General features: G+C 69.5%; 5 protein-coding genes and 1 pseudogene. 3 read left to right on the top strand and 3 right to left on the bottom strand.

All coding sequences use genetic code 11. The features are described 5' to 3' along the window. Positions 1 to 242 precede the first annotated feature (242 nt). Complete coding sequence (locus tag ACIQNU_RS24990) at positions 243 to 3,677, bottom strand: M28 family peptidase (protein WP_401370359.1); 3,435 nt, start codon at positions 3,675 to 3,677, stop codon at positions 243 to 245. A gap of 267 nt (positions 3,678 to 3,944) precedes the next feature. Between ACIQNU_RS24990 and ACIQNU_RS24985 the strand changes: the two genes are divergently transcribed. Then, a complete protein-coding gene (locus tag ACIQNU_RS24985) occupies positions 3,945 to 4,904 on the top strand; it encodes a LysR substrate-binding domain-containing protein (protein WP_401370356.1) in 960 nt (319 codons plus the stop codon). A gap of 996 nt (positions 4,905 to 5,900) precedes the next feature. Here the strand turns inward: ACIQNU_RS24985 and ACIQNU_RS24980 are convergent. Together ACIQNU_RS24980 and ACIQNU_RS24975 are read right to left on the bottom strand one after the other, a co-directional pair. After that, positions 5,901 to 11,957, bottom strand: a pseudogene (locus ACIQNU_RS24980) (hypothetical protein). 95 nt (positions 11,958 to 12,052) lie between these two features. Then, positions 12,053 to 14,242, bottom strand: coding sequence for a hypothetical protein (locus tag ACIQNU_RS24975; RefSeq protein ID WP_401370354.1), 2,190 nt, complete (start codon positions 14,240 to 14,242; stop codon positions 12,053 to 12,055). A gap of 989 nt (positions 14,243 to 15,231) precedes the next feature. On the opposite strand from ACIQNU_RS24975, the gene ACIQNU_RS24970 reads away from it, so the two are divergent. Then, on the top strand, positions 15,232 to 16,245 hold the full coding sequence (locus ACIQNU_RS24970; protein WP_401370351.1) for an RNA polymerase subunit sigma-70: 1,014 nt from the start codon (positions 15,232 to 15,234) through the stop codon (positions 16,243 to 16,245). A gap of 122 nt (positions 16,246 to 16,367) precedes the next feature. Further along, a complete protein-coding gene (locus ACIQNU_RS24965; protein ID WP_401370349.1) occupies positions 16,368 to 16,826 on the top strand; it encodes a DUF6069 family protein in 459 nt (152 codons plus the stop codon). Positions 16,827 to 17,076: the final 250 nt, after the last annotated feature.

Genomic DNA, 17,076 nt, shown 5'->3' with positions numbered 1-17,076 from the left:
GACAGCCCAATTTATGCTGTCGCGAACGGCTGCGGCGACGCGTGCTGTGAGCCGGTCGCGCCCCACGCCTTGTGGCGCCGTTCTGCCCCCGCCGTGAGCGCCGCAGGGCCGGAACCGACGACGTACAGCCGGTTCCGGCCCTGGCCCCCCTCCGGGCGGAGGCATGCTCACCGGTCGACCGTGCGAGCAGATCGGTGGGTCAGTGGGTCAGTGGCTCAGTGCTCAGTGGCTCCGCGGAGCGGTCAGTTCACCTCCAACGTGACGTCGTCCACCACGAAGGACGTCTGCAGGTTCTGGTCCTCCACGCCGGTGAATTTGAGGACGACCGTCTGACCCGCGAACTGCGCGAGGTCGTGGGTCTTGAGTGCGTAGCCGTTGGCGCTGTCCGTGTTCGACAGGGTGGCCAGGGTCTTCCCGCCCGCCGTCACGGTGAGCGTGTCGTAGGCGACGGGCTCCGTCTCGTCGGTGTCGATGTGCACGTAGTACGAGAGCCGGGCGGAAGTGCAGCCGGCCGGGATGGTCAGGCTCTGGGCGGCGCTGTCGGTGCGCGGGGAGCCCCAGCCGTTGAGCCAGGCCATGTAGGAGCCGCTGCGCGGGGTCTGGCCCGCCTGGTTGGTGATCACGCCGGAGGTGGTGGTCCACGGCGCGGTGCCGTTCTCGAAGCCGCCGTTGACGACCACCTGCGCCGGGGTGCAGCCGCCGCCGCTGCCGACGGTCAGGGTGTACGTGGTGCTGTGGCTGACGTTTCCGACGGCGGTGACCGTCAGGGTGTACGTGCCCGGTGTCGCCGCCGCGTCGACCGCGACGGACAGGGTGGCCGAATCTCCGGTGCGCACCGAGGCGGGGCTCACCGTGGCGTTGACCCCGGCGGGCGCGCCGCTGACCGAAAGACTCACGGTCTGGGCGGCGCCGCCGACCGTCGCGGTGTTCACGGTCGCGGTGGCGCTGCCACCGGGCTTGGCGTTCCCGGCGGCCGGGCTGACGACGACCGAGAAGTCCTGCGCCGGATTGTCGCCGCCGACGGCCTGCTTCCAGATCGTGTAGGCGACGCCGTCGGAACTGCGGTCCAGCACGGTGGCGTTGATGTTGTTCGTCGTGTCGCAGGCGCTGTGGTAACAGGAGTCGTACGCGACGTTCGCCGAGCCGCCCCACTTGGCGGCCTGCGCCGAGGTCTTGCGTGCGCTCGCCCCGGCCGCGTACCCGGAGGTCGCGATGCCGGCCTGCTGGAAGGAGTAGTCGTCGCTGCGGCCCTGGCCCTCGGTGTTCTCCTCGGGCGCCAGGTTGAGTGAGGTCCAGTACGCCTTCATCGGCGCGGCGGCGGCCGAGTTGAGGTTGTTGATGAAGTAACCGCCGTTGACCGAGCCGACCATGTCGAAGTTGTAGTACGCCTTGATGGCCGAGCGCTCGGCGGTGGAGAGCCGGTTCACGTAGAACTTCGAGCCGTTGAGCCCCTGCTCCTCGTCGGTCCACCAGGCGAAGCGGACGTGCTTCGTCATGGTGGGGTTCTTCTGCGCCAGCACGAGCGCGTTCTCCAGCAGGCTCGCGGAGCCGGAGCCGTTGTCGTTGATGCCGGGTCCGGCGGAGACGCCGTCCAGGTGGGCGCCGAACATGACCGTCTGGTCCGCGGGGCCGCCGGGCCAGTCGGCGATCAGGTTGTTCGACGGGTAGGTGCAGGTGGTGCAGTTCTGCTCGGTGACGGTGTAGCCCGCCGCCTGGAGCTTGGACTTCACATAGGCCACCGACTGGGTGTGACCGGCGCTGCCGGCACGGCGGTTGCCGCCGTTCGCCGAGGCGATGGAGCCGAACTGGGAGAGGTGTGCCCGGACGTTCGCCACGTCGATGTTGGGCGGGTCGGTGCCCGGTTGGGTGCCGCCCACGTTGAGCGCGTAGTCGACGGTGTGCGACAGGCTCGCGCCCTGGCCCTTGACGACGACGGTGGCGGCACCGGGCACCGCGTTGGCCGATGCGGTCAGCGTCAGAGTGGAGGACTGCCCTGACTGCACGGTGGCGGGCGAGAACGCGGCGGTGACCCCGGACGGCAGCCCGGTGGCGCTCAGCGTGACCTGCTGGGCCTGCCCGGTGGTGGTGCCGGTGGTCACCGTGGTACTGACCGACGCACCCTGCTGGACGGTGCCCGAGGCCGGGTTGAGCGCCATCGAGAAGTCGTCGTTCTGGCCCGACGGCGTACAGGTCGGGTCACCGGTCTGCGCGGGCACGCTGATCGCGTCCCATGCGGCCTTCGTCTTCGTGAACAGACCGCATGTGGCGTCGAGCGACTTGGCCGAACTGAGCGTCGCCGTACGGTACTTCTTGTACGACATGCTGCTGGTCTTGAGCAGCATGCCCCCGTAGAAGATCTTGCCGGCCTGCTGGACACCCACGCCGGTCAGCGTGGAGCCGTTGCAGGTACTGCTGTTGGGCTTGCCGCCGCCGGGGCTGGTGCCCTCGGCGAGCAGGTAGAACCAGTGGTTGAGCGGTCCCGCCGCCGCGTGCACCTCGGTGCCGGGGATGGCGGAGCTGTAGCAGGCGGGGTCGTTGTTGACGGCCGGCGGGTTGTACATGTTGCGGATCGGACCGCGGCCCTGGAGGTTGATCATTTCACCGACGGTGTAGTCCGGTGTGTCGTACGGCGCGGGTTCGTTGACGTACGCCTCGGTGAGCGCGCCGAAGATGTCACCGGTGGCCTCGCCGAGACCGGCCTCCTGACCGCTGGTGCCGCCCGGGGTGTTGGTGTCGATGGCATGCCCGTACTCGTGGGCCACCACGTCTATGCCGGCAATCCACTCGTTCGCGGTGTTGCGGCCGATGGTGACCTGACTGCCGTCCCAGTAGGCGTTGAGTTCGCCCAGGCCGACCTTGCCGGGGAAGGAACGGCCGTTGCCGCTGACGCCGTTGCGCCCCAGCCAGGTCTTGAGCATGTCCCACTGCTTCTGCGCGGCGAACATCAGGTCCACGCAACCGGTCTCCTTGGAGGTGGGGTTGCCGGTGCCCCAGGAGTCGGAGGCCTTGGAGAAGACCTGGCCGGTGCTGTAGTCGGCGCAGCTCAGCCCGGGACGGTTCGCGTCGCGCAGCGAGTACGTGCCGCCCGACGCGGTGGTGTCGATGGAGAGCGGACCGGGGCCGTTCCACTTGCTGTTCCCGGTGCCCGCCACCACCTCGTCGTGGGTGTCGAGGACCTTGCCGGTGCGCGCGTCCACGTAAACATGCAGCTTGCTGGGAGCCTTCTCGCTGCGGCCCGTCACCACCGTCTCCCAGGCCAGCGCCTGCCGCCCGCCGGTGATCTTCACCACCAGCCGGCTGTCGACGACCTTGTCGACCCGGGCCAGTCTGGTACGGGTGACCGCCTCGGCGCGCTGGGCGCTGATCCGCGGGTCGGTGGCCACGTCCACCTGTCGCGCGGTGGCGGACTGCACGGCGCGGATCTCGCCCTTGCCGTCGGCCAGCACCACCGCGTCACCGCCGACGACGGGCAGGCCGCGGTAGCTGCGCTCGTAGGCGACCGAGTAGAGGCCCTTCAGCCAGGGGGTGACCTGGCGCCGTTCGTACTGCTCCTGCGGTGCGTTGACGAGCGAGTCGAGGCCGCTGTTGACGGCTCTGTCGGCGGCGGCGACCGCGCGGGCGGCGGGGTCGGCGGCGGCAGTGGCAGATGCGGGTGTGGCCGTGGCCGTCTGCGTCATGGCGGCGGTGAGGCCGGCGGTGAGTGCCAGGGTGGCCGTGACGGCGGTGAAGGCCGTACGTCTGGCTATGTGTTTGGTTGTGTGCCTGGCTGTGTGTGGGGGCGTGCGTCTGATGGGGTGCACGAGGTTTCACTCCAGGGGTGGGGGGCGGACAGGGCGGCCGTGCGCTGCCGAGTATGGGCGTGGACATGGCAGAAGAACCCATATCTGCTGGGCATAAGGCGCGAGTTATGGGGCGGCCGGCACCTTGATGTGTACGCTGCGGAAATGCAGCTGGAACTGAGGCATCTGCTGGCGATCCGCCGGATCGCGGAAGCAGGCAGCCTGGGTATGGCAGCGCGCCGCCTCGGCATCTCCCAGCCCGCCCTCTCGGCCCAACTCCGCCGCATTGAACGGGTCGTCGGCGGAGAGTTGTTCCTGCGCGGACCGCGCGGCATGGAACCCACCCAGCTCGGCCAGTTCGTGCTGGCCAAGGCCCGGCGGGTACTCGACGAGATGGACAGCCTGGGCGCCGAGGCACGCGGCCTGGTACCCGGCGGCCCGCTGCGCCTGGGCTGCACCCTGCTGGTCCTGGTCGATGAACTCCTGGACCGTACGGACACGGTGATGGTGGGTCAGGAACTCTCCGTGGACGTCGGATTCTCGGTGACCACACTGGTCCGCGCCCTCACGGCCGGGCAGTACGAAGCCATCCTGTACGGCGAGGTCAACGACCACCGGGTGGCCCTGCCCGACACCTCCGACGCCCGTACCGTCGTACCCTGCGAGCCGTTCTGCGTCCGGCTCTCCGCCGGCCACCCGCTGGCATCGCGGGACACCGTCGACCTGGCCGACCTGGCGGACGAGCAGTGGCTAGCCCAGGCGGAGGACGACGACGGCGGCCCCGAAGCACTCATCGCGGCCTGCGCGCAGGCGGGGTTCACACCTCGGTCACGCCACCGGACCACCGACCGCAAGATCGGCCACGAACTGGTCGCCGCCGGCCGGGCGGTCGCGCTCACCCAGCCCACAGCGGGCGCCGCACCCGGCACGGTACTGCGCCCCCTGGCCGGCACCCCGATCACCGGCCGCATCCGCCTGGCCTGGAACCGCGCCACGGTCACCCCAGCCCAGGCGAACCTCCTCCACCGGGCCGCCGCCCTGTCGTACCTGGCTCTGCTGGACACGAATCCGTTCCACCGGGAGTGGTGGGATGCGCATCCGGGGTTGCATCCGGGGGTGGATTGAGCGGGGGGAGACGACACGAAACTGAGGCAGCGAAATAAACACCCGAACCCCCGGGTCAAACGCCTTCCGCCACCACCACCGGTTCCGGCTCATCCTCCTTCACGAAGATGCCCAGAGCGTCCGTGAGATGAGCACGACCGTGGCCGCGATGGCGAGGACCACGCGGCGTTTCCGGTCTCCCGACGCGCCGCGTCAGCGACAGTCTCACGTAACGTCGCGCGTGGTGGAAGTGCGCCCGGCCCCCTCGAAGTGCGGGAGAAGCGGGGCTCGTCCCGGATGAGGGCGCGCTCACACGGTCGCACCGGCTCGGGAAGTGGGGGTGACGAGGGAGTCGGGCGCGCTTGGCGGCCACGGCTTCGGGATCGGCGGGGCGGCCGGTGCCCCTCTCGAAGTCGGCGATCAGTTCGTCCAGGTTGTCGCGCTCGGTCTGCCGCTGCGCGGCCTTCTCCAGGTAGGGGGCATGCCTCGCTTGTCGCCCCGCTCACGAATAGCCTGCAGGGTGCCGGCAGCAAAGGAGACGGAGACGCCAGTGCTGGGACCGTCGCGGGGCAGAAAGCCGGGGCCATCGTCAGCCGTCCTCCGAGTGTGGCACTCAGGGCGCTTCTGATGGATCTCCGCGGGTGAAGGAGCGGCGTTCGGTGCGAGTGCGTGCCGGGCGTCGCGACGCCGCGGAGATCCATCAGAAGCGCCCTGGTCCCGGCAGGATCAACGTGCCCTCAACGAGGCCGAACACCGCATCCTCACCACAGACGACACCGAACCCCTACACCTGCAAAGGGCTGGCGTGACGGTGGAGAGCATCAGCGCGTGGCGGCAACCCCTACGCGGGCTAGTTGCGGTTGTCCAGGATCATGTGGATCGGAGCGCATCCGCCTGTCATCGGGACCCTCCGGCCCAGAATGTAACTCGCCCGGTTGATCGGTTGTCGGCAAGACGACCGTTGAGAGGCGACCGGCCGCGCGGACATACGGGCGGCCGGACTGGTGTCGCCCACCGTCACAGGCTTAGCATCACGCACTGGTGCAGCACCGGTTCCAGGCGCAATTGAGTGTTGTCGCGGTCGAGAACCTGAAGGGCGTCGAGGCAGTCGACGATCCATCGCGCCTCGTCCTCGTCCTCGATCTGGAGTGCCACGGCGGTCACCGCGCCCTCCAGATCGAACGGGCCGTCCTTGAACTCGTCGTCGAGGGCCCGGTATCCAGCGGCAAGCAGTGGGTCCGCGTACACGCCGGTCGCCTCGGCGAAGGCGCGAGCCTCGGCCCGGTCCGTGCGGAGATCTGCGAGGCGGCGCAACACCTCGTCGGGGTCGCCCAGTTCGCTGTGCAGGCGGTGGGCCCGGTCGATCAGGAGCGGCCAGCCGCCGGTGAGATCCTGGAGACGGTCCAGACGGTCCCCCGTGTGGAACATATTGACGCGCTGGGACCAGCCGCGCAGGCTCCGCCGGTCATGGCGGCGCAGCACCACCGGGGCGGCCGAGGTGGGTTCGGTTCCGGTCAGCAAGGTGCGCCACAGGGCCAGCTGGGTGGGGTCGGTGACAAGGACGACCGCGCGGGTGACCCCCGGGGTGGCCGGGAGCAGCGTATCGGCCTGGTCGACGGCGCCCCTGCATGCCTCCGGTCGCACCGAGTCCCGGTAGTTGACGAAGTCACTGATGACGACACGCCGTTCTCGGGGCCGTCCACCAACGAGTTCCTGCTTGTAGACGCTGGGCTTGCCGACGGGCGGCAGCATCCAGCCGTCGATCGGTCCGGCGATCGTACGCAAGGTGGGGGCAACGTCCTTGACTCCGGTGGCGGGCGTACCGAGGACGACTCTGGTCCGGTTGGACCGCTCGCCCAGAAGGTCGTCGAGCTGGGTGTTGGTCAGCGGAGCCAGTCGGCCGTCGGGCAGCTCGGGGCGCCCCTCCTGCACGATGCTCTCCTGGAGTTCGCAGTCGTGTTCAGCCCTGAGCAGGCGGGCCTCCACCTCGTGGGAGGTACCGATCATGCGCAGGGCGTTGGGGCCGCGCAGGTGCCAGCCCAGGCCGTCGTGGTTGGGCGCGAGGATGCCGAGGCCGACCATCTCGGAGAGGTAGGCGCGGAAACCCTCGGTGTCGAGCTGTTCGAACCCCTTGCGCCAGTACGTCTCGCACTCGTCCCGCAGTTCGGTGTCGCTCAGCCGCACTTCCAGACCGCGGTGGCGGGCGTGGTACGCCAGCACGTTGGCGATCACGTCATAGCGGTGGTCGAGGCTCAGCGTGTCCTTGAAGGCCGCCGAGATGCTGTCCCTGAGCGCGGCGTCCGACTCCACGACCTCGATGTCGGTCACCTCCACCTTGTAGGAGGGTCCCTCGGCGCCGCGTCGCGCCCGCTTCCGATGCATCAACTCGACCAGCCGGTGCCCGAACATCTGGAGCAGGAACGGCTGGTAGGAGCAGTAGCCGAGCACCCGGTTGACGAGGTCCAGGTCCTGGAACTCGAACCCGAGCGCCCGCATCGGCTCGACCAGGAGCTCGGCTGCGGACTGTGGAGCCAGCGGGCCGATCACCTTCGGGGTCTGCGCGAGGTGGCCGAAAGGGCCGTTGCTCGCGAGCTTGGAGAAGCGCTGCACGGAGTGCAATCCGGCGAAGACGACCTTGGCGCGGTCCTTGGTGTCGGACCCGAGGCCCTTGAGCTTCTTGGTCTGGTCGAAGCGCGGGGCGTCCGCCTCGAAGAACTGGTCGCACTCATCGAGCAGGATCAGCAGACAGCGGCGCGAGTCCCCGTCCAGCCAGCTCCTGATGCCGGCGCGCACCCGGTCGGAGATCTCCTGCCGTTTCCCGCGCCCGTGCGGCCGACCGTCGAGTACTTGGGCCTCGGTCAGCTCCCTCTCCAGGACGCTCCACAGCCTCTCCGGTCCGAACGAGCTGCCCTTGCCGATGTTCTCCTGGTCGAGGTTGACGTACACCACCTGGTTGTAGCCGAGGCGTTGCTCCGTGAACCGTTCCCCGGCATCGGCGAGCAGTGCCGATTTACCCAGACCCCGGCCGCCGTAGATGACTTGGGTGCCGCGCGGGTCGCGGATGCTCTTGCCTTCGGCGTCGCGGCCGTAGAACATCTCACCGCCGATCCGACCGCGCTTCTCCCTGGTGTATGGGTTGACGCCGGAGAAGGGCAGCAGGGTCTGGGTGGCGGTGCCCACCTGGCGGTTGCCGTGGGCCGCGAGATAGGCGAGGGCCGCGTCGTCCGCGACCAGCAGCGGCTGCAACCGGCCGGAGCCGACAGCGAGTTCGACGCGGGCTTCACGGCTCATCGTGCCGAAGTAGACGACAAGGAGGCTTGCTCCGCTGGTGTCTCGCTCCGCCCAACTCATGACGACCGCGGCGGATGGCCTGCCCCAGACCATCATCACCCGCAGGTTGCCGCCCTGCTCCCTGATCTGCGAGCCGAACGCGGGCGCCTTGGCCCTGCCGTTGATCTCCACTCCGGTCGCTTCGAAGAGACGGTAATCCCGCCGGTGCTGTGACCGGTCGTCGAGCGGCCTGGCGCTCTTGGCGTCGTAACCGAGGAGCTTGAGGAGCGGTGGCAGCTGCAGTTTCGGTGCTACCTGGAGCCGGTCCTTCCGCTCGGTGGCGGCCAGCGTGAGCCAATCGTCGAGGGCATCGGCCGCGAGTGCCGCCTCGTCGGTCGAGAGGCCACCGTAGTCAAGAACGGGAAGCGTCGGATGCTTGCCGCCGGACCGGACCAGGCCGACGAGGTCGTGGTCAATGCCTCCCGGCAGACCGTCGGGCACGGCCGGGAAGAAGTCCGTCAGATGGGACTCGCCTCCCTCGATCTCCGGGACTTCCTCGCCGATCTCAAGGAAATAGACGAGGTCGGCGGCGGTCGCCAGGTCGTTCGTCTCCAGGCGTCGCAGTACCTGGGCACGCTCATCCGCGGTGGGGTCCAAGGCGTCGAGCCGGGCCCGGATCCGGTCGGCCGCCTCCCGTCGGAAGGCGGGCAGGGCGCTCTGTACCGTGTCGAGCGCTCGTCGCACGTCCAACAGGTCATGCCGGTCGGCGTCTTCGAGGTGCCGATGGGCGTCCTCCAGCAGTTCCTGAAGGCCCAGGTCCTGGTCCTCCGTCACGGCCCCGTCTGCCTGCGCGCGGTGCAGCTCGGCGACGAGTTCCCGGTGTACCGTCCGCAGCTCCGTACGCCGGAGGTCTTCCCGGTCGTCGATCAGAGTGTCCGCGGGCGGGGTGAACTCTCCGGCCTAAGCGGCGGGTAGCATGCCTCGGCGCGCCAGGCCGACGATGTCACGGGCCGCGGTGAAGGCGTCGTGGGAGAGCCGCTCGTCAAGGGCGTCGCCCCAGTCACGGTCGACAGCGGTCAGCAGCTCGTCGAGCATCGGCCGCTCGTCACGGGAGTCGCGTACCTTCAGCAGTTCCGCGTCCAGCACGAGTTCGGGGTCGTTCGGACCTCCGGAGCGCCGGGTCACGGTGTCACCGGCCAGCATCGCGAACAACTCGTCCATCGACGCACGCGCCGCCCAGGCCGTTGCTGCAGCGAGGGCGTCCGTGCGTCGCGCCGACTGCTCCAGCTCTCCCAGCGCCGCCTCCCTGGCGTCCAGAAGGGACTGGCGCAGAGAGGAGATCTCCTTGGCCGCGCGGTTGCCGTCGGAACGGTCGCCGCGACGGGTGCTGTCGACCGCCAGGGACCACTCCTTGACCAGGCCGACGGCTCGCTCCACGAGATGCACCAGATCCTGTCGCCCGGAGCCCTGGAGTGGCTTGCCGCTCGACGAGCGGTATTTGCGGTCCATGCGGTCGATCTCGTTGTTGACTTCGGCCAGTTTCGACAGCCGCTCGGCCTGCTCCCGCACCTGCTGTATCGCGCCACGGTTGTCGTCTGCGACGGTCATGAGCAGGGTTCCGAGCATCCCGTCGGCGGGGGCCAGCCAGCGCTTGGCAATCTCCGTCGCCCGTGCGAACCGCAGTCTCTGCGGCGCGAGAAGGTCACGGCTCTGCTCGCGCAGCTCCCGCAGACGGACCTCTGTCTCGGAGACGTCGGCGACTAGCGGGGAAGCCATCATCAGGGCACCGCTGAGGGCACGGTCCGCGACGGCGGCCGCCGCCTCCGCGAGCCGGTCAGGAAGTCGGGGCACCAGCACCTTGAGCTGAGCGCCTGCCGAGTGGTCGCCCGTGATCAGTGCTGTGCGCAACAGGGCGGGCAGAAGCAGGAGGAGGAGTTCGCTGCCCTCGGTGTCCTGGCCGGCGTATCCGCCGTACTCCTGGAGCAGGTCCGCCGTCAGCCGGGCGCTCTGGCTGTCCCCGGACGTGAGCATCGCGGCGGCACCGGCCAGGCGAAGCGCCGTCACCTGGGGCTCGGGGTGGCCGACGGCCCTCGCCAGATGGTGGGCGAGGCCGAAGCGCCGATCCACGACCAGCCGTGCCAACGCCCGCTCGGCCACAGCCTCGTCGGAGTCGTCACCCGCGGCCGGGGCCGGCTCGCTGACGGGCGCCTCCTCGATGGGAGAGACCGCGAGTGCGGTGGGCGCCAGGACGTGCGCAGCCGATTGTGTGAGGGGTGCCGGGTCGCTGCCGGTGGGGGGCGTGGGCTGTGGGTCTCGGGCGTGGGCCGGCTCGGACGCCGTGGGGGGTTCCGGCTCAGAGGTGCGCTGGGGCGTGGCCTCCTCGGTGACGTGGCCGGCGGTCTCCTCGGTCTGCTCGGCCGACTGTACGGCCCTGCCCTTCACGGTCGCCTCGAAACCGGCGGGTTCGCGGCAGACGTCCTCCCGCTGGTCCAAGGTCAGTTCAGGGGCGACGAGCACCGCCATGGCACACGCGGGCAGCACGTGCACGATCTGCCCCTGCAGCGTCAGGATCTCTGCCGCGGCATCCTCCTTTCGCCCCAGCCTGATGATCCGGGCCAAGGAGGCGAGCGCGGCGCTTTCCTCGCGTTGCGGTTCTTCCCACACCGGTGTTTCCAGCAGGCGGAGCGCCGCGCCGCGCACTGCCTCGGCGGCCTCAGCGGCAGAGGGGGAGCTGTCCGGGCGGCAGACGACATCGAGCAGTTCCCGCAGCAGCTTCCGTGCCTGCAGGTCACGCTTGTACGCCACCCGGTGCTCGCGTGCGGCACGCGTCATGTCCTCCAGACGGCGAGGCACCCCCTCGATCCCGGCCGCGCGCAGCACGGCGTCCACGCCGTCGAAGATGGCGCTCAGCCCGGCCAGCGGTGCCAGATCCTCGTCCTGCGGGGGACGGCCGTCCACAACCGCAACGGTCGCCCTCTCCACCGCTTGCCGAGCCTTCGCAAGATCCGACTCCAGCTGCCGACAGGCCGCCTCTGGATCCGTCCCCTGCTCGATCCGGGCACTTTCGAACGCCGTAGCGATCATTTTGGGGAAGGCACCGGGGCCCGGTACAGCGGTCTCCGGAGCGGGCTTGTTCCTGTCCGGCGGGTCGGCAGTGGCAGCGTGCCGGGGCTTTCCACCGCCCGTGAGCGGTGGCTCGTCGTCTTCCGTCGCTCCGGGATCGAAGTCCGGGTTGGCCTCCACGACCGACCGCGCCTCGGCACCGACAGCGGCGAGCCGAGCCGTCTCCTGGTCGTCGGCCTTCACCCCGAACCAGTCCTGGTCGGCCGCCCAGGCGAGGATGTGGGCGTCGGCAACGGACGCATGGCACCACGCGAACACAGTGGCCCGGACCAGCGTCGGGCCCCACCGGGCAACGGGGTCGGGAACTGTCTCACCGGCCTGGGCGAGAACGAAATTGCCCACCTGATTCATCACGGTGACCGTGAGTTCCTTGATCCGGCAGGTGCAGGTGTGCTGCCGCGAATCGCGTTGCAGCCTGGCGAGAACGTCCCGGCACAGGGCATTGCTCACCCGTCGAGGGGCCGCAATGCGGATGCCCAGACTGACGAGCAGTTCCTGCCGGTCCCTGGGCGGCAGGGAGTTGAAGGCCAGTTCCACCATGTCGGCCGTGAGGTCGTTCAGGGCGGCGACGGCTGGGGACTCCAAGGTGTTCAGCGCGGCGGCCAAGCCTTCGAGGTCCTCGGCCGAGACGCTCGGCGGGGACCACGGCTGCCCCGTGACGACCTGGTAGCGATCCTGCATGTACACGTACTCCGATTCTGTGGGCAGGGTTTTCCGAGGGCGACGAGAAGAAGGGAACGTGTCCGGAGCGTTGGCTTCGCGGAAGCCGCGAAGGGTCAGCGGCCACGCGTGTAATCGGTGACGAACGTGTAGCCGTACGGCAGTTCCCAGCCGTCCGCCTTGCCGAGTCCGCGGCAGTGCTCCCGAAAGGCAGCTCGCTGGACCTCGCTGGGCGAGCATCCCGGCCGCAGGCGTCGCAGATGGCCAGGGACGAACTGGACGCTGCGCAGTCCCCCGCCGACCGGTTCGCCATCGCCCCACGGACGTATCACCCGGGGCTGGGCGGGACGGTATCCGATGAGGGGGATCGTCCGCTGCCCGTCGCGCGGCGGGAAGTGCGGTTGGCCCCAGGCGTCTCGGCTGCCGAGGGCCGGCTCAAGAATTTGTTCCGCGAGCAGTTCCGCGACCGCTCCTTCGAGGGCGGCGGCCTGTGACCGAGCAGGCCGACGCCCGTAGACCGCACTCGGCAGGACCGATCGGTCCATCAGTGCGTGGCCGTCCAAAGTGAGCAGACCGCAGCGGCGCACGGTGCGCATCACCAGCTGACGGGGGCCGAGCCCTATAGCGCTGTCGCCGTGGCGGTCACTGCCCGGGGCATCCTCCCTGGTGAGGACACGAGGGTCGTAGCAGTGCCGGGTCTCACGGTCGCCGACCTGCACCGGTTCCTTGAGCCGCATGGTGGCCAGGTGGATCACCGTGCTGCCGCGGGGCCTACGCAGCTCAAGCATCAGGCCAGGGAAGAAGTCCCGGGGCCAGGTGATTCCGGTCAACCGACCCGGAACGTCGCCGAGTTCGGCGGTCACGTCCTGGACTGTCTCCTTTTCGTCCAACACCTGGCCGACGTGGTCGAGTTCGAGTGGCACCGTGGGGCGCACGCCGTGGGACTGGCGGAATTCCTCTCCTAAGTGCTGAGGCAGGGGGAACCAGCCGTCGATGAGGTGGGCCAGGCGCAGAGATGCTCGCCAGACGGTTTCCTTCGCGTCGTTCCGCAGGAGTTCACCGGTACCGAGGGACGCGTCGTCGGCGAGGGGGAGATCGACCGGATCCAGTTCCTCTTCCGGCTCCGACGGCGCGGGCAACGTGGATGTCCACCCGCGTCCGGCCGGGTCCAGAGGATCTCCGGGTGCTTCCGCGGCACCGGGATGATGGGAGCGCCACACGCCGCCGCCCTCGAAGGCGTCGTCGAGCGTGATCCGGGAGCCGTTCTCGAACAGTCCCTGGTCGCTGTCGCCTTGGACGACATCGGCGAGCGCCATGTTCGCCCTGCACACCGCCGCGGCGTACCCCACTCCCTTGACCAGTTCCGTGGCCCCCGGTAACCCGCGAAGCCTCGGCCCGACGGCCGTGTACACGGTGGCCGGAGCGGTGAGGCCGTAGCGCCGCCTCGCCGGGGTGGCCGCGCGTTCCACCGCTGCCGCGAGGGACCTGAGGTCATCACCGCCCAGCGGTCCGGTGTCCCGCCAGCAGTCCGCCAGCGAGGTCCGGGTCATGGCGTAGTGACCCCATGTGCGCAAGGCGGCGCTGGAGTTGAGCACGCCCCGCACCGTGTCGAGGAGGCCGAGCAGTCCCGGCCGCAGGTCGTCATCGTGCGTGCCACCCGCCAGTGCAGCGAGAGACACCGGGACGAACGGGCTGAGCAGCTGCTCCCGTGCCGTCGTCAGAAGGTGTTCCGCGTAGGCCGTCAGGTCGTCGCGCCGAGCCGCTTCCGGGGACGGATAGCAGACGTCGACGACGACATGCCCGTCTTCGTTGATCCAGCGCCGACGCGTCCGTAGGCGGTGGAGCTGAGCCGATGACAGGCTCAGAGCCGGGCCAAAGGCATGGAGATCCGGGACCAGGAGCTCCCTTCGCCGTGGCGCGGGGGTGTCTCCCGGCTTCCCGGGGCCCTCGGCGCCCGCAGGCGCCCCCGACACCCAGGCAGGCATGTCACCGAGGGAACCTGTCTCTTGGTGAGCGCCCTCCCGATAGACGATCTCGGCGAACAACGGTTCCGACCCGGTGGCGACGCACACCATTGCACCGACCGGAAGCACGGGGGCGCGTTCGCCGAAGGTGATCACGGGGAAGTCGTCGGGGCGGAGAGGGCTGCCGCCGTAGCCGTCGCCGCCGAGGTCGTACCCGAAGTACACGGCGTTGAAGGCCACGGCGGTGTGCACGGGCGCCGGGCGGGCCGCAACAACCGCTTCGAGGAAGCGTTGCAACCGATCCCGTTCTTCGTCAGGTACGGCGTCATGGCCTTTCACCATGGCAGAGGTCAACAGCGCCTCGTCACCGTAGGGATCAGGCACCTGCGCCCTGCCGCCAGACGTCAATACCGCGTCCGGCCCACCACGTTCGTCAACCGTTGCTGACACAGCTGATACATACGGGTCCCCACCCATGACACCTCCGCCGCGCTTGAGGCCGGTGCGGTCTGACGTGCGATAGTTCCCGCAGAGTATGCCGACCCGGAACATTCCGGGAGCACTTTCGTCACATTGCGATGGCAGGCAGTGGCTCACAGCGAACCCCATGCTGTCGAGGCCGACCCGAACCCTCCCGAACAGGCGAACGAGCCAACGCCTATGCAAGCCCTAATCCATCTGACGTTGCATCAGAATCAGCGTCGCGCGAGAGTCACGAATCACCAGGGACTGACGCTGGCCGCGAGCCACGGGACCCGCACTCCGCATCCCCCCTCGATAAAGCCGCGGGTCAGCACCATCGCGCAACAGGCCGGGAAGCCCAGCCCGCTACACCCCATGACGGACCGGAAACAGGTCGAACGATGCGTCGCCTCGGAGTAAGTGCAGGTCAGTGGACCTTTTCGACGGGCTCCAGAATCGCCACGCACTCCACATAATGCGTCATCGGAAAGAAGCCAGTCGGCGCGAGGCCGGGTTGCACGGGACGCATCCCTGTGCCTGCCTGCCGCCAAGGACGTCTCGCAAGCCGAGCTGGCAAAGGCGGTGCACTTGGGGAGCGGCGCGACTGGAGCGATGACCACCGGCGCCACCGACTGATCGAGAGCAGCGGCGCCGTACAGCAGACGTACGACCTTTGGCTGTACGGCGCCGCTGCCTTGTCCGTTCGGCCCGCAACCCGAGCGGCACCCGTGCGCCGCCTGCCGTCGAGTGTCATCACTCTCCGGCACCAGACACACCACCGCACCCACGGATCAACACCTGGTGATGAGTTTTCGCGCCCGCACCCGTCTCACCTACGACGGAACACGAACAGGCGGAAGGATGACGCGATGGGTGCGGACATGCGGCTGGAGGAGCTGGGCGTGAGCGGGCTGGGCGTGAGCGGGCTGGGCGACGTCGACGAGCCTGCGTTCTCGGGGCTGGCGGAGCGGCACCGGCGGGAGCTGCACGTGCACTGCTACCGGATGCTCGGCTCGTTCGAGGACGCCGAGGACACGGTGCAGGAGACGTTCCTCCGTGCATGGAGGCGGCGGGAGACCTTCGAGGGGCGGTCGACGTTCCGGGCCTGGCTGTACCGGATCGCCACCAACGCCTGCCTGGACCTGCTGGCCAAGTGCCGCCCGGAGCCTGCGACCGGCGGCGAGGTGCTGTGGCTCCAGCCCTACCCGGACCGGTTGCTCGACGAGCTGCCCGCGGGCGACGCGGACGAGCCGGAGACCGTCGCCGTCGCGCGGGAGACGATCGAGCTGGCGTACGTGGTCGCGGTCCAGCACCTCGCGCCGCGCCCGCGGGCCGTGCTGATCCTGCGGGACGTGCTGGCCTGGCCGGCCAAGGACGTCGCGGAGCTTCTCGGGGACTCCGTCAACTCCGTGAACAGCGCGTTGCAGCGGGCCCGCGCCGGCATGCGGGAGCACCTGCCCGCCGAGCGGCAGGACTGGACCGGCGGCGAACAGGACGCCGGGACGCGCGAGCTGGTACGCCGCTTCACCGACGCCAGCGTGGCCACGGACGTCGACCGGCTCGCCGCACTGCTGCGCGACGACGTCCGCTGCTCGATGCCGCCCACGCCAGGCCTGAACATCGGCCGCGACGCGGTCGTGAACGACTGGGTCGAGAGCGGCTTCCAGGGCATGAAGGGCCTGCGCGCCGTCCTGACCTCCGTGAACCGGCAACCCGCCGCCGCCTTCTATCTCTGGCGGAAGCAGGAGGGCGCGTACCTGCCGCTGACGATCGACGTCCTGCGCGTCACCGGCGGGGCGATCACCGAGATCGTCACCTTCCACGACGACCAGTTCCCGCGGCTCGGGCTGCCGGAGCGCCTGCCGGCGGACGGCGCGGAGTAGTCCTGGTACGGACGCTCGCGCTGCGCGGTGGCGCGCGGGCGGCGCCGGGTCCTGGGTCCGCAGCACCGGCCTCCGCACGTCAAGACACCCGTAAGCCAGTTGACGATTGATGGAGGAACGGCATGAACAGCATGATGAACGACACTGCGGCCGTCGCAGGCCCGGCATCGGGCCGTACCAGCCACACCCCCCGACTCCGCAGACTCGTCGGCACCGGCTTCGTCGCCACGCTCGCCGCGGTCGTGGCCACCACCCTCGCCGCCGCGCTTGCGCAGGCCCTTGGCGTCGACTTCGAGGTCCCCGATGGTGGCGAGACGATCCCGTTGTCCGGATTCGCCGTGGTGACCGGCTTCTTCTCGGTCGTGGGCATCGTCATCGCCGTCGCTCTTCGTCGCTGGAGCGCTCGCCCCGCCCATCGATTCGTATGGGCGGCGGTGCCGCTGACCGCGATCTCGTTGGTCCCGCCCTTCCTCTCCGGGGCGAACACCGCCACGGTCACCGCCCTCATCGGCCTGCACCTCGTCCCTGCGGCGGTGATGATCCCCACCCTGGCGCGGAGCCTCCGCACCCGGACCGATTGACGATCCCGCAACGGGGGAACGCGACAACGCGCGGCGAAAGGGCGTGGGTGAACGCACTTACGGGGGATCATTCAACACCCCGGGAACAGGGACGCCGATCGATACAGCGACCCACGACGACGGGCGCACTCTCCACTGCTTCCGAAGCTTCCACGCCTCACCGTTCGAAGCCTCCGTGGCCCCGGTCAGGACCATGACCACCCCGTCCGTACGACCGGCCCGGGACGGCCGGATACAGTGCGCGCGACGG

This window comes from Streptomyces sp. NPDC091292 (assembly GCF_044757265.1).
GTDB lineage: Bacteria > Actinomycetota > Actinomycetes > Streptomycetales > Streptomycetaceae > Streptomyces.
Note: the sequence above shows the minus strand (reverse complement) of the source record. Positions and strands in the feature narration are given on the sequence as shown.

What these genes read in the sequence shown, in the direction of transcription:
- ACIQNU_RS24990 (WP_401370359.1), bottom strand. Translation starts at nt 3,677, where the DNA reads ATGACGCAGACGGCCACGGCCACACCCGCATCTGCCACTGCCGCCGCC.
- ACIQNU_RS24985 (WP_401370356.1), top strand. Translation starts at nt 3,945, where the DNA reads ATGCAGCTGGAACTGAGGCATCTGCTGGCGATCCGCCGGATCGCGGAA.
- ACIQNU_RS24975 (WP_401370354.1), bottom strand. Translation starts at nt 14,242, where the DNA reads ATGGTGAAAGGCCATGACGCCGTACCTGACGAAGAACGGGATCGGTTG.
- ACIQNU_RS24970 (WP_401370351.1), top strand. Translation starts at nt 15,232, where the DNA reads ATGGGTGCGGACATGCGGCTGGAGGAGCTGGGCGTGAGCGGGCTGGGC.
- ACIQNU_RS24965 (WP_401370349.1), top strand. Translation starts at nt 16,368, where the DNA reads ATGAACAGCATGATGAACGACACTGCGGCCGTCGCAGGCCCGGCATCG.